The 14,121-nt window shown below is 59.5% G+C and carries 13 protein-coding genes; 9 read left to right on the top strand and 4 right to left on the bottom strand.

The features are described from left to right. Positions 1–197: 197 nt before the first annotated feature. Entirely contained in the window at positions 198–1,298 is a 1,101-nt protein-coding gene (mltB, locus tag SK51_RS09365) for a lytic murein transglycosylase B (protein ID WP_022649145.1), read from the bottom strand. 251 nt (positions 1,299–1,549) lie between these two features. Between mltB and srlA the strand changes: the two genes are divergently transcribed. The 7 genes from srlA to gutQ all read left to right on the top strand — a co-directional run bounded on the left by srlA (position 1,550) and on the right by gutQ (position 6,484). Continuing rightward, positions 1,550–2,113 (top strand): PTS glucitol/sorbitol transporter subunit IIC, encoded by a 564-nt coding sequence (gene srlA, locus SK51_RS09360; protein WP_003862164.1) that lies wholly within the window; start codon positions 1,550–1,552, stop codon positions 2,111–2,113. Next, positions 2,110–3,069, top strand: coding sequence for a PTS glucitol/sorbitol transporter subunit IIB (srlE, locus tag SK51_RS09355; protein WP_023306809.1), 960 nt, complete (start codon positions 2,110–2,112; stop codon positions 3,067–3,069). The genes srlA and srlE overlap by 4 nt, the downstream gene beginning before the upstream one ends. 12 nt (positions 3,070–3,081) lie before the next feature. After that, positions 3,082–3,444, top strand: a complete 363-nt coding sequence (srlB, locus tag SK51_RS09350) for a PTS glucitol/sorbitol transporter subunit IIA (RefSeq protein WP_022649147.1) — start codon at positions 3,082–3,084, stop codon at positions 3,442–3,444. A gap of 14 nt (positions 3,445–3,458) precedes the next feature. Beyond that, complete coding sequence (srlD, locus tag SK51_RS09345) at positions 3,459–4,238, top strand: sorbitol-6-phosphate dehydrogenase (RefSeq protein ID WP_023306810.1); 780 nt, start codon at positions 3,459–3,461, stop codon at positions 4,236–4,238. A 91-nt stretch (positions 4,239–4,329) separates the two neighbouring features. Further along, the gene (gene gutM, locus SK51_RS09340; protein ID WP_023306811.1) at positions 4,330–4,689 is read left to right on the top strand and encodes a transcriptional regulator GutM; all 360 of its coding nucleotides are present in this window, start codon (positions 4,330–4,332) and stop codon (positions 4,687–4,689) included. Positions 4,690–4,752: 63 nt separating this feature from the next. Beyond that, complete coding sequence (gene srlR, locus SK51_RS09335; RefSeq protein ID WP_023306812.1) at positions 4,753–5,526, top strand: glucitol operon DNA-binding transcriptional repressor SrlR; 774 nt, start codon at positions 4,753–4,755, stop codon at positions 5,524–5,526. Further along, positions 5,519–6,484, top strand: coding sequence for an arabinose-5-phosphate isomerase GutQ (gene gutQ / locus SK51_RS09330; RefSeq protein WP_023298458.1), 966 nt, complete (start codon positions 5,519–5,521; stop codon positions 6,482–6,484). Before srlR ends, gutQ begins: the two co-directional genes overlap by 8 nt. On the opposite strand, the gene norR is transcribed toward gutQ, so the two are convergent. Then, positions 6,481–7,995 (bottom strand): nitric oxide reductase transcriptional regulator NorR, encoded by a 1,515-nt coding sequence (norR, locus tag SK51_RS09325; RefSeq protein ID WP_023306813.1) that lies wholly within the window; start codon positions 7,993–7,995, stop codon positions 6,481–6,483. The two genes, gutQ and norR, sit on opposite strands and share 4 nt — an antisense overlap. A gap of 187 nt (positions 7,996–8,182) precedes the next feature. Here norR and norV point away from each other — a divergent pair, with 187 nt between their 5' ends. Then, positions 8,183–9,631, top strand: coding sequence for an anaerobic nitric oxide reductase flavorubredoxin (gene norV / locus SK51_RS09320; RefSeq protein ID WP_032676480.1), 1,449 nt, complete (start codon positions 8,183–8,185; stop codon positions 9,629–9,631). Next, positions 9,628–10,761, top strand: coding sequence for an NADH:flavorubredoxin reductase NorW (gene norW / locus SK51_RS09315; RefSeq protein WP_048206659.1), 1,134 nt, complete (start codon positions 9,628–9,630; stop codon positions 10,759–10,761). The genes norV and norW overlap by 4 nt, the downstream gene beginning before the upstream one ends. Positions 10,762–10,874: 113 nt before the next feature. On the opposite strand, the gene SK51_RS09310 is transcribed toward norW, so the two are convergent. Continuing rightward, complete coding sequence (locus SK51_RS09310; RefSeq protein ID WP_023306816.1) at positions 10,875–11,897, bottom strand: HoxN/HupN/NixA family nickel/cobalt transporter; 1,023 nt, start codon at positions 11,895–11,897, stop codon at positions 10,875–10,877. A 1-nt stretch (position 11,898) separates the two neighbouring features. Beyond that, the gene (gene hypF / locus SK51_RS09305) at positions 11,899–14,115 is read right to left on the bottom strand and encodes a carbamoyltransferase HypF (protein WP_048206658.1); all 2,217 of its coding nucleotides are present in this window, start codon (positions 14,113–14,115) and stop codon (positions 11,899–11,901) included. Positions 14,116–14,121 lie beyond the last annotated feature (6 nt).

The raw sequence follows: 14,121 nt of genomic DNA, 5'->3' as shown, positions 1-14,121 counted from the left end.
AAATTATGTTATAACATAACAATAATGAAAGACGATTAAGATGTAAACGGCGGGAGTGAAATGGGAATGTGGCGAAATGTTTCTGCAAACTTCCCTCTCCCGTGGGAGAGGGTCAGGGTGAGGGCATCAGGCCGCACCGTGCGGGCAGCCATGCCGGGTGGCGGCGTTGCCTTACCCGGCCTACCCGTCGGGGTAACTTACTGGCTAAACGGTGACGCTGCCGGCACACGCGCCTGAGACACCGCCAGCCCCAGCTGCCACACCGCCATCGCATAGTGCGTGCTGTGGTTGTAGCGGGTAATGGTGTAGAAGTTCGGCAGTCCGAACCAGTACTGATAACCGGTTCCGACATCCAGGCGCAGCAGGCTCACCTGGTCAACATTGCCCAGCGGCTGAGACGGCGTTAAGCCTGCCGCTGCCAGCTGCGCCACGCTGTATTTGGTTTTAAATCCGTTTTCCAGACCAAACGCTTCGCCGTTCGCCTGTACCGCCACCTGGCCGCCCGGCGTCCAGCCGTGCGCTTTGAAGTAGTTGGCCACGCTGCCAATGGCGTCTTCGGGATCCCACAGGTTGATGTGACCATCCCCGTTAAAATCTACCGCGTACTGCTTATAGGAGGACGGCATAAACTGGCCGTAGCCCATCGCACCGGCGAACGACCCTTTCAGATCTAACGGATCGTCCTGTTCGTCTCGCGCCATCAGCAGGAAGGTTTCCAGTTCAGAGGAGAAATACTCGGCGCGGCGCGGATAGTTGAAGGAGAGCGTCGCCAGCGCATCGAGGATGCGGGTTTTACCCATAATGCGTCCCCAGCGGGTCTCAACCCCAATAATACCGACGATGATCTCCGGCGGCACGCCATAGACCTGCCACGCGCGGTTCAGGGCATCTTCATACTGATTCCAGAACACCACGCCATTTTGCACGTTGTCCGGGGTAATAAACTGTTTGCGATAGCGCAGCCACGCCCCGTTTGGCCCGGTCGGCACCTGGGCCGTCGGCGCCTGCCTGTCCATCAGGCGCAGCACGTAGTCCAGACGCTTCGCCTGAGACAAAATGGCATGCAGCTGCTGGCGATCAAAACCGTGCTTGCTCACCATTTTATCGATGAACTGTTCGGCCGCAGGGTTATTCGCGAAGTCGCCGCCCATCTGCATCATATTGTGCTGCGGCTCAAGCAGAAACCCGCCGGAAGGCGCGCCCGCCGTTTGTTGAACAGCTTCAGTCCTGGGTTTGCTACTACAGGCGGACAGGAGAATAAGCGCAGGTAACAGCGCTGCATAACGACGCTTGAACATGTGGCATCCATTTAACGAGTTCGGTAAGAACCCAGTATGGTAAAGCATCCGCAACACCTCAAGGAAGCGGTACACACCTCCCCAACGCAAATCCGCGCTTTTTTCCATCGAAAATCATTCGCCCCACCAATTATCTTTCAAATTAATCCATTTTTCTTTCATTGTGAGATCTAATTAACACTTTAAAAGCTTTCAATTTGATTATTATTAGCCCCGAACAGACAAAAACAAACGCCCTACAGGAGAGAAGAATGATAGAAACCATCACCCACGGCGCCGAGTGGTTCATCGGGCTTTTTCAGAAAGGCGGCGAGGTATTCACCGGCATGGTGACCGGGATCCTGCCCCTGCTGATCAGCCTGCTGGTAATCATGAACGCGCTGATTAACTTTATCGGCCAGCAGCGTATTGAACGCTTCGCCCAGCGCTGCGCCGGAAACCCGCTGTCCCGCTACCTGATCCTGCCCTTCATCGGCACCTTTGTGTTCTGCAACCCGATGACCTTAAGCCTCGGCCGCTTTATGCCAGAGAAGTACAAGCCGAGCTATTACGCCGCCGCCTCCTACAGCTGCCATTCCATGAACGGCCTGTTCCCGCACATCAACCCCGGCGAGCTGTTCGTTTATCTCGGGATCGCCAGCGGCCTTACCACGCTTGGCCTGCCGCTCGGCCCGCTGGCGGTGAGCTACCTGCTGGTCGGTCTGGTCACCAACTTCTTCCGCGGCTGGGTGACGGATCTCACCACCGCCATTTTTGAGAAAAAAATGGGCATCCAGCTTGAACAGAAAGTCCATCTTTCAGGAGCTACAGCATGAACCGGATCCGCATTGAGAAAGGCACGGGCGGCTGGGGCGGCCCGCTGGAGTTCGACGCCACCGAAGGCAAAAAGATTGTGTACATCACCGCGGGCACGCGCCCGGCGATCGTCGACAGGCTGCACGAGCTGACGGGCTGGGAAGCGGTCGACGGCTTCAAGGAAGGCGAACCGCCGGAAGCGGAAATCGGCGTGGCGGTGATCGACTGCGGCGGCACGCTGCGCTGCGGCATCTATCCGAAGCGCCGCATTCCGACGGTAAATATTCACTCCACCGGGAAATCCGGCCCGCTGGCGCAGTACATCCTTGAGGATATTTATGTCTCTGGGGTGAAGGAGGACAACATCACGCTGGTGAATGGCACATCCGCGCCGCAAAAAGCGGCCTCGCGCGAGTACGACACCAGCAAAAAAATCACCGAGCAGAGCGATGGCCTGCTGGCGAAGGTCGGGATGGGGATGGGGTCCGCCGTGGCGGTGCTGTTCCAGTCCGGGCGCGACACCATCGACACGGTGCTGAAAACCATTCTGCCGTTTATGGCGTTCGTCTCGGCGCTGATCGGTATCATCATGGCCTCCGGCCTCGGCGACTGGATTGCCCACGGCCTCGCCCCGCTCGCCAGCCACCCGCTCGGCCTGGTGACGCTGGCGCTGATCTGCTCCTTCCCGCTGCTGTCGCCGTTTCTCGGCCCGGGCGCGGTGATTGCCCAGGTCATCGGCGTGCTGATTGGCGTACAGATTGGTCTGGGCAACATTCCCCCGCACCTCGCTCTGCCAGCCCTTTTCGCCATTAACGCTCAGGCGGCGTGCGACTTCATCCCCGTCGGGCTGTCGCTGGCGGAAGCACGTCAGGACACCGTGCGCGTGGGCGTCCCCTCCGTGCTGGTGAGCCGCTTCCTGACTGGCGCGCCCACGGTGCTGATTGCCTGGTTTGTCTCCGGCTTTATTTATCAATAAGAGGTTCCTGCCATGACCGTGATTTACCAGACCACCATTACCCGCATCGGCCAGAGCGCGGCCGATGCGCTGAGCGACCAGATGCTGATCACCTTCCGCGAAGGGGCGCCTGCGGATATCGAAGAGTTTTGCTTTATCCACTGCCACGGCGAGCTAAACGGCGAGCTGAAGGCCGGGAGCCAGCTTGAGCTGGGCGAGGCGCGCTATGCCGTGACCGCCGTCGGCGACGTCGCTGAACAAAACCTGCGCGAGCTGGGGCACATCACCCTGCGTTTTGACGGGCAACCGCAGGCGGAGTATCCCGGCACGGTTCACGTTGAGGGGCCGGTTCCGCAGGCTGTCACACCAGGCTGTACGTTAAAATTTGTTGCGTAATTAAGGAGAAACACATGAGTCAGGTTGCCGTTGTCATTGGTGGGGGACAAACCTTAGGCGAGTTCCTCTGCCGTGGGCTTGCCGCAGAGGGTTACCGCGTGGCGGTTGTGGACATTCAGAGTGAAAAAGCCGCCCGCGTGGCGGACGCCATCAACACCGAGTTTGGCGAAGGGATGGCGTACGGATTTGGTGCCGACGCCACCAGCGAGCAGAGCGTGGTGGCGCTGGCCCGCGGCGTAGATGAGATATTTGGGCGTATCGACCTGCTGGTCTACAGCGCGGGGATCGCGAAAGCGGCCTTTATCAGCGATTTCGAACTGGGGGATTTTGACCGCTCGTTGCAGGTGAATCTGGTGGGCTATTTCCTCTGCGCCCGTGAGTTTTCCCGGCTGATGATCCGCGATGGTATTCAGGGGCGCATCATTCAGATCAACTCGAAATCCGGGAAAGTGGGCAGCAAGCACAACTCCGGCTACAGCGCGGCGAAGTTTGGCGGCGTGGGGCTGACGCAGTCTCTGGCGCTGGATCTGGCCGAATACGGCATCACCGTTCACTCGCTGATGCTGGGTAACCTGTTGAAATCGCCGATGTTCCAGTCCCTGCTTCCGCAGTACGCCTCCAAGCTCGGCATCAAAGCTGAAGAAGTGGAGCAGTACTACATCGACAAAGTGCCGCTCAAGCGCGGATGTGATTATCAGGACGTGCTGAACATGCTGCTGTTTTACGCCAGCCCGAAAGCCTCGTACTGCACCGGGCAGTCGATTAACGTCACCGGTGGGCAGGTGATGTTCTGAGTTTAATCCCCGGTGGCGCTGCACTTACCAGGGCTACAACCCCCGTAGGCCGGGTAAGGCGCAGCCGCCACCCGGCAATTAAGGAGCCGATATGGTAACCGCATTAATCACCTTCGCCGCCTTCGCCTGGTTCTGCCAGATGGCGTTTGGCGGCTGGCAAATCCATCAGTTTAACCGCGCCTTTGACGCCCTGTGCCAGAAAGGCCGTGTGGGTGTCGGGCGTTCCGGCGGACGCTTCAAACCGCGGGTTGTCGTCGCTGTTGCGCTGGATGAAAACAATAAGGTCTGCGATTCCCTCATCATGCGCGGCATGACCGTCTTTGCCCGCCCGGTGAAAATCCAGGCGATCAACGGCATTTTGCTGCATGAATTACAACCTGATGTGATCTTCCCCCATGATTCACTCTGTCAGAATGCACTATCATTAGCGCTTAATCTGAAACATGGATAATTTCGTTGTGAAAGTTATAAACTTGCGGAATTATCATTTCGCAACGTAAGGAACGAAGCGCCTATGAAACCACGTCAGCGGCAGGCGGCCATACTTGAGCATCTGCAAAAGCAGGGAAAGTGCTCGGTAGAGGATCTGGCCCACTACTTTGACACCACCGGCACGACAATACGCAAGGACCTGGTGTTGCTCGAAAACTCCGGCGCCGTCATTCGTACCTACGGCGGCGTGGTGCTCAATAAAGACGAAGCCGACCCGCCTATCGATCACAAGACGCTGATTAATACGCACCAGAAAGCGCTGATTGCCGAAGCTGCGGTCAAATTTATCCAGGACGGCGATTCCATCATCCTCGACGCTGGCAGTACCGTCCTGCAGATGATCCCGCTGCTCAGCCGCTTTAATAACATCACCGTGATGACCAACAGCCTGCACATCGTCAATGCCCTGTCAGAGTTCGACAGCGAGCAGACCATCCTGATGCCCGGTGGCACCTTCCGTAAAAAATCCGCGTCGTTTCACGGGCAGCTGGCGGAGAATGCCTTCGACCACTTCAGCTTCGATAAGCTGTTTATGGGCACGGACGGCATCGACCTCAACGCGGGCGTGACCACCTTCAACGAGGTGTTCAGCGTCAGCAAAGCGATGTGCAACGCCGCGCGGGAAGTGATTTTGATGGCGGACTCGTCGAAGTTTGGCCGTAAAAGCCCCAACATTGTCTGTAGCCTTGAAAGCGTCGATAAACTGATTACCGACGCAGCTATCGATCCGGCATTTAAAAAAGCGCTGGAAGCGAAGGGCATCGACGTGATCGTAACCGGAGAGAAAAATGAGTGATTTTCTGTTAAACGCAGGCCGCCAGACTCTGCTGCTGGAGCTACAGGAAGCCAGCCGCCTGCCGGAGCGTCTGGGTGAGGATTTTGTTCGTGCAGCCAACACCATTATCCACTGCGAGGGCAAAGTGATCGTGGCGGGTATCGGTAAATCTGGTCATATCGGCAAGAAGATTGCCGCGACGCTTGCCAGCACCGGCACACCGGCGTTCTTCGTGCATCCTGCCGAAGCGCTGCACGGCGATCTGGGGATGATCGAAAGCCGCGACGTGATGCTGTTTATCTCCTACTCCGGTTCAGCCAAAGAGCTGGATCTCATCATCCCTCGCCTGCAAGAAAAATCGGTGGCCCTGTTAGCGATGACCGGCAAATCCCGTTCGCCGCTGGCGCTGGCCGCGAAAGCAACGCTGGATATTTCCGTTGAGCGCGAAGCCTGCCCGATGCACCTGGCACCGACCTCCAGCACCGTCAACACGCTGATGATGGGCGACGCGCTGGCGATGGCGGTGATGCAGGCGCGCGGCTTTAACGAAGAGGATTTCGCCCGTTCCCATCCTGCTGGCGCGCTTGGGGCACGTCTGCTCAACAAGGTTCACCACCTGATGCGCACGGACGATGCCATTCCTCAGGTCAAACTCGACACCAGCGTGATGGACGCCATGCTGGAGCTGAGCCGCACCGGTCTGGGGCTGGTTGCGGTATGCGACAACGACCGCCAGGTGAAGGGCGTCTTCACCGACGGCGACCTGCGCCGCTGGCTGGTGGGCGGCGGCAAGCTGGAGGCGCGGGTATCCGAAGCAATGACCCGGGGCGGGCTGACGCTGAATGCCGACAGCCGCGCCATTGAAGCCAAAGAGGTGCTGATGAAGCGCAAAATCACCGCTGCGCCGGTGGTGGACGAGCACGGCAGGCTGTGCGGCGCGATCAACCTGCAAGACTTCTACCAGGCGGGGATTATTTAACCCTTAAGCCCCAGACGTTTCGCCAGCCTGTGAAGGTTGGCGACGTCCATCTCCAGCGCCCGCGCGCATGCCGCCCAGCTGCGGTTATTCTGCTCCAGGGCGCGGGTGATCATCTGACGCTGGAACGCATCCGTCGCCTCGCGCAGGTTTTCGTTCACGCTCTCAGGTATCACCGGCTTCACGGACGGCGTCGTTTCCTCATGCAGCGCGAAATGGCGCGCATGAATCACCACTTCATCCCCCGAACGCGTAGCCCGCGCCAGCACCACCGCGCGGTGAATCGCATGTTCCAGTTCACGCACGTTACCCGGCCAGCCGTAGCACAGCAGGTGCGTCCTCGCGCCGGGGCTTAGCACCACGCGGGAAAGCCCCATTTTGAGCCGACACTGTTCGCAGAAAAAGCCCGCCAGCAGCACCACATCATCGCCCCGCTCGCGCAGCGGCGGCACCGTGAGCGGGAACACGCTCAGACGGTGGAACAGATCGGCGCGGAAATTCCCCGCCAGCACCTCTTCGCGCAGATCGCGGTTCGTCGCCGCCAGCACGCGCACATCCACGCGTAAGCTGCGATCGTCACCCACGCGTTGAATATCGCCATACTGCAACACCCGCAGCAGTTTGGCCTGGAGCGAAAGGGAGAGTTCGCCAATTTCATCGAGGAACAGCGTGCCGTTATCAGCCATTTCGAACTTGCCGCTGCGGTTGCTGATCGCCCCGGTAAAGGCCCCTTTGACGTGTCCGAACAGCTCGCTTTCCGCCACGCTTTCCGGCAGCGCCGCGCAGTTGAGATACACCAGCGGGTTCACCGCACGGGGCGAGGCTTCGTGGATCGCTTTCGCCACCAGCTCTTTACCGGTGCCGGTCTCCCCGAAGATCAGCACGTTCAAATCAGACGCGGCGACAATCTCAATCTCTTTTTTAAGCTGCGCCATGCCCGGCGAAAGGCCAATCATTTCGGTGTGCGCCACCTGCTCAAACGCCGTCGGGCTACCCGGAAGAATATTCTGGCTCTCCAGCTGTTCTATCAGCAGGGCGTTGTTCAGCGCCCCGGCCGCCAGCGCGGCAATCAGCCGTAGCTCTTCGTCGCTGAAGGTATCGAACTGATCCGGCGACATGCCGTCGAGGGTTAACGCGCCAATCAGGTTCTGCCCGGCAAACAGCGGCAGGCCGATACAGGCGTGAACCTTCAGGCTCTCCTGGCCGGGGATCAGGCCGTCGTACGGATCGGGCAGATCGCTGTCTGCCGGGAAACGCACCACGTCACCCGCACGGGCGATGGTTTCCAGACGCGGGTGGCCCTCCAGGGTAAAGCGCCGCCCGAGTACGTCCTTCGCCAGACCGTCGATAGCCAGCGGAATAAACTGCCGCCCTTCGTAACGCAGCAGCGCTGAGGCATCGCAATCCAGCACGTGGCGCAACGTGGAGATCAGCCGCTGAAAGCGGTCCTGATGACCAATACCGGTTTGCAGTTCTATGGCGATCTTCGCCAGCACATCTACGGAAAAGCTCATCTCTGCCTCACTGTCATTTTGACAACACATAGTGTCATATTGACAATTTTTAAGATAGTCAAAATGACTACCCATTAGGGAGAATCAAAACACAAATACATTATTTTCAATAAGTTAAAAAACTGGCACGCAACTTGATATATGACAGTCATCTTATTTGAAAACGCCGTATTAAGTTGAGGTTGCTATGTCTATTCTGGTTAAAAATAACATTCATTGGGTGGGTCAACGTGACTGGGAAGTACGTGATTTTCACGGGACGGAATACAAAACGCTGCGCGGCAGCAGCTACAACAGCTACCTCATTCGCGAAGGTAAAAACGTCCTGATCGATACCGTCGATCACAAATTCAGCCGCGAGTTCGTGCAGAACCTGCGCAGCGAAATCGATTTGAATGACATCGACTACATCATCATCAACCACGCGGAAGAGGATCATGCCGGGGCGCTGACCGAGCTGATGTCCCACATTCCGGATACCCCGATCTACTGCACCACCAATGCCATTGACTCCATCAACGGCCACCACCACCATCCAGAGTGGAACTTCCACACTATAAAAACCGGCGACACGCTGGATATCGGCAACGGCAAACAGCTGATCTTCGTGGAAACCCCAATGCTGCACTGGCCGGACAGCATGATGACCTACATGACCGGTGACGCGGTGCTGTTCAGCAACGACGCCTTCGGCCAGCACTACTGCGACGAACGTCTGTTCAACGACGAAGTGGATCAGACCGAGCTGTTCGAACAGTGCCAGCGCTACTACGCCAACATCCTGACGCCGTTCAGCCGTCTGGTCACGCCAAAAATCACCGAGATCCTCGGCTTCAACCTGCCGGTGGATATGATTGCCACCTCCCACGGCGTGGTATGGCGTGAAAATCCAACCCAGATCGTCGAGCTGTACCTGAAGTGGGCGGCGGACTATCAGGAAGACCGCATCACCATCTTCTACGACACCATGTCCAACAACACCCGCATGATGGCGGACGCCATTGCCCAGGGCATCAACGAAGTGGACCCGAACGTGGCAGTGAAAATCTTCAACGTGGCGCGCAGCGATAAGAATGAGGTATTGACCAACGTCTTCCGCTCCAAAGGCGTGCTGGTGGGTACCTCCACCATGAATAACGTGATGATGCCGAAAATTGCCGGACTGGTGGAAGAGATGACCGGCCTGCGCTTCCGTAACAAACGCGCCAGCGCCTTTGGTTCACACGGCTGGAGCGGCGGCGCGGTAGACCGTCTCTCCACCCGTTTACAGGATGCCGGTTTTGAGATGTCCCTGAGCCTGAAGGCGAAATGGCGTCCGGATCTCGACGCGCTGGAAATCTGTCGCCAGCACGGTCGCGACATTGCCCGCCAGTGGGCGCTTGCGCCGCTGCCGGAAACCGCACCCGCCGCGGCTGCTGCGCCGGAAGCCGTAGCAGAAGCCGCTCCTGCCGCTGCCGACCTCGGCCCCTGCATGCAGTGCAGCGTCTGCCAGTGGATTTACGATCCTGAGCTGGGCGAACCGTTGCAGGATGTCGCGCCGGGTACACCGTGGAGCGAGGTGCCGGACAACTTCCTCTGCCCGGAATGTTCCCTCGGAAAAGACGTCTTTGATGAACTGGCAACGGAGGCAAAATGAGCCACGGCATCATCATTATCGGCTCGGGCTTTGCCGCCCGTCAGCTGGTGAAAAATATCCGCAAACAGGATGCTAACGTGCCGTTGACGGTGATCGCCGCCGACAGCATGGATGAGTACAACAAGCCTGATTTAAGCCACGTCATTAGCCAAAATCAGCGCGCCGACGATCTCACCCGCCAGACGGCGGGGGAGTTTGCAGAACAATTTAATCTGCGTCTGTTTCCGTACACCTGGGTCACCGATATCGACGCCGACGCCCACGTGGTGAACGCGAAAGATAAAACCTGGCAGTACGACAAGCTGGTGCTGGCGACGGGGGCATCTGCGTTTGTGCCGCCGGTTGAGGGCCGCGAGTTAATGGTCACGCTCAACAGTCAGCAGGAGTATCAGGCCAGCGAGACCCTGTTACGCGACGCCATGCGGGTGATGATTGTCGGCGGCGGGCTGATTGGCACCGAGCTGGCGATGGACTTCTGCCGGGCGGGAAAATCCGTCACCCTTGTTGACCACGCGGCCAGCATTCTGTCAGCGCTGATGCCGGCAGAAGTAAGCAGTCGCTTACAGCATCGTTTGACCGACATGGGCGTGCATCTGCTGCTGAAATCGCAGTTGCAGAGCCTGAGCAAAACCGAAACCGGCATTTGTGCGACGCTCGACCACAACCGCAGGGTGGAAGTGGATGTGGTTATTGCGGCGACGGGGCTGCGCCCGGAAACCGCGCTGGCGCACCGCGCAGGCGCAGAGATCAATCGCGGCGTGAAGGTAGACAGCTACCTGCAAACCACCCAGCCGGACATTTATGCCCTGGGCGACTGCGCGGAAATTAACGGGCAGGTGCTGCCGTTCCTGCAACCGATTCAGTTGAGCGCCATGTTCCTGGCGAAAAACCTGCTCGGCGGCAACGCCCCGGTGAGATTACCCGCCATGCTGGTGAAGGTAAAAACGCCGGAACTACCGCTGCATCTCGCAGGTGAAACGCAGCGTCAGGATCTGAACTGGGAGATTGTCCTTTCGCCTCAGGGCATGGTGGCGCGCGGCACCGATACTGTCGGTCAGATGCGCGCCTTTGTGGTCAGCGAAGACAAAATGAAGGAGGCCTTTGCACTGCTGAAATCGTTACCTGCTTAACCCTCGTCATGCCGGGTGGCGCTCCGCTTACCCGGCCTACTTAACACCATAACGGTAAACCTTGTAGGCCCGCGCAAGCGTAGCGCCGCCGGGCAAAAACAGGGCTGCGTGGTTCAGGACCGCACCACCAGCGCGTCATAACCGCGCCAGCGGTAATTCGCCATCGAGATCAGCCAGCAGGCGACAAACAGCCCGACCACCACAAACCCGGCGTCGCCCAGGTTATCGTTCACCGCGCCAATCAGATCCCACACGCCGCCGCTGAGGGAGAACTTGTCCATCAGCAGACCCAGCGCTTCCAGCCCGCCGATAAACAGCGCCACCACCACCGAAGTGCCGGTGATGGTCATGTTGTAGTACAGCTTGCGCTGCGGCTTGTTGAATGCCCAGCCGTAGGCACCCACCATAAGCAGGTTATCGAGCGTATCCACCAGCGCCATGCCGCTGGCGAAGAGCGCCGGGAAGATCATGATCGACCACACCGACATCCCGCTGGAGGCGCTGGCGGCGGAGATCCCCAGTACGCCGATTTCGGTGGCCGTGTCAAAGCCGAGGCCAAACAGGAAGCCCACCAGATACATCTGCCAGCTTTTATTGACGAGGCGGAAGGTTTTGCCGAACAGCCAGTTCATGACGCCACCCTGGGCAGGCAGCGTGATGTCGCCCTGCACGGACCTGCCGTGTTTCAGTGCCTGAAAACTGCGCCAGACGCCGCGCAGGATCACCATATTCACCAGCGCCATCGCCAGCAGGAAGGTGGCGGAGACGGCGGTGCCAATCAGGCTGCCGGTTTCGTGGAACCATTCCATATTTTTCTGAAACGCCGTGGCGGTGGCGGCGATGGCAATGGAGGCCAGCACCACGATGGTGGAGTGTCCGAGGGAAAACCATGCGCCCACGCCGGACGGGCGCTTGCCCTGCTGCATCATCTTACGCGTCACGGTATCAATCGCGGCGATATGGTCGGCATCCACCGCATGACGCAGTCCGTAACACCAGGCCAGCAGGCTGGCCGACATCAGCGCCGTACTGCCGCTAAAGGTGTGCCACGCCAGCCCCCAGGCCAGCAGGTTAGCCATCACCAGAGCCAGCAGCAGGCACGCTGCACGAGGTTCATTGCGTAAAAGTCGTAACATTTTAAATCCTTTGTGAACATGATCGGGCGGCAGCAACCACCGCCTGCCCGAAGGAGATCGCTCCGTCGCCTGCGGGCAGGCGCGAAGGAAAAAGAAGCGTGAAATCAGAAAGGTAATGACGAAGGCGCGCGCGTAGCAGGCGGTTGTGAAGGACACCTCCGCTGAAGCACACCGTAGAGAGCGACCGTCGGCGGGCATGCGTTGCCGCCAGTTCGCTCAGCCCTTTTGCCAGCGCATCATGAAAGGCCCAGGCGCGCTCGCCGGGCTCCGCCCGCCAGGCCAGCCACTGCTGCCAGAACAGCGCAAGGTTATCCGTCTTGAGCGTCACCGGATGATCAACCCCTGCACAGCGTTCGGCCAGCGCCTCCAGCCGGCACGCTGCTTCGCCCTCATAGCGTTGCGTTTCAATGCCCAGCGCACAGGCCACGGCGTCGAACAGACGACCACAGGAGGAGGCCCGCGGCGCATTGATACCGCGCGACACTGCCGTTGCCAGCAGCGGCCAGTTTTGACGCTGTACCGCCTCTGTTTCCGGGTACTGCTGCCAGTCAGGTACGAACGCAAGACAGTGGGAGAGCAAATTGCGCCACGGCTGTTTTGCCGCCAGATCGCCCCCCGGCAGCGCAACGGCTGGCAGACCGCCCAGCCATTCGCAGTCGCGATAGTTCACCCGCAGGCACTCGCCGCCCCACAGCGCGCCGTTCTCACCCATGCCGATCCCATCCAGCGTCAGGGCAATAACATCCCCGCCGTCGAGCGGCCAGCCATTCTCCGCCAGACACGCTGCTGCATGCGCATGATGATGCAGCACGGTCTCAACGGGCAGCGCCTGCGCCCGGGCCCACTGTCGGGCGTGATATCCCGGATGGGCATCGCACACCACGCGCTCTGGCTGGAAGGCGTAGATGTCCTGCATCGTCGAGAGCGCACTGCGCCACTGCGCCTCTATGCCCTCGTCGCTCAGATCGCCAAAATGCTGGCTCAGCACCGCCTGGTTGCCACGCACCAGGCAGAAGGTATTTTTCATCTCCGCGCCGGTGCATAACATGGGCGAGATGTCGCGGAATCCGGCGGGCAATGTGATGGCATCCGGCACAAAACCGCGTGCGCGACGCAGCATCGCACCGTCCCGATCCATTACTGAATCATCCATCCGTTGAAGAATATCGCGGTTGTGCAGCAGGAAGCCGTCAGCGATGTCACTGAGTTCTTCCAGCGCCTGCTGGTTGCTTATGGCGGGTGGATGGCCGCTGAGGTTGCCGGAGGTCATCACCAGCGGGCGCTGGCAGTCCAACATCAGCAAATGCTGGAGCGGGTTCGCAGGTAGCATTACGCCGACCGTAGTCAGCCCCGGCGCAATCTCCTCAGGAAACGCAGGAAGGCAGGCTTTTGGCGTCAGCACAATCGGCGCAGCGGGTGAACGTAACAGCGTCTGGATGGCCTCCGGCAGATCGTTCGCATGCGGGATCATCACCGCCAGCGGCTTGGTCGGGCGCTGCTTGCGTGCCCGCAATTTCCGAATCGCCTGTGGGTTAAGCGCGTCGCAGACCAGGTGAAATCCGCCCAGCACTTTGACCGCCACAATCCCGCCGTTTTTCAATCTCTCCACCGCCGCGCTTAACGCCGATTCGCGGGTGGTGGCAGCATCCCCGGCTTGCCACTCCAGCTGCGGCCCGCAGTCCGGGCAGGCCACCGGCTGAGCGTGAAAACGCCGGTCAGCCGGGTTGCGGTACTCCGTTTCACAGGGCACACAGAGCGGGAAAGGCGCCATTGACGTGGCCGGGCGGTCATAGGGCATGGCGCGGATAATGGTAAACCGCGGTCCGCAGTGGGTGCAGTTGATAAACGGGTAGCGATAACGGCGCTCGCGCGGATCGCGCATCTCCGCCAGGCATGCGGGACAGGTGGCGGCATCCGGGACGATTTGCGTATCCATCGCCCCGCTCTCGCTGTGGCGGATGACAAACTCGTCCGGCAGCGTATTCCAGCTGTACGGCTGCGTTTCAACGCGATCGATGCGCGCCAGCGGTGGGCAGTCCTGGCGCAGTCTCGCGGTAAAGTCACCCCCACTACCCGCGAGACGCACCAGGACACCCTCTCCGTCGTTGCACACGTCGCCCGCCAGCCCCAGCTGGTGTGCAAGCTGCCAGACGAAGGGACGAAATCCTACCCCCTGCACCTTGCCGCGCACCCGAAGCTGTACGCCGTTAACGCGCATTGCAGC

Source organism: Enterobacter sp. MGH85 (genome assembly GCF_001037655.1).
GTDB classification, from domain to species: Bacteria; Pseudomonadota; Gammaproteobacteria; order Enterobacterales; family Enterobacteriaceae; genus Enterobacter; species Enterobacter intestinihominis.
The sequence above is the reverse complement of the archived record's forward strand: the minus strand, read 5'-3'. Positions and strand labels throughout refer to the sequence as shown.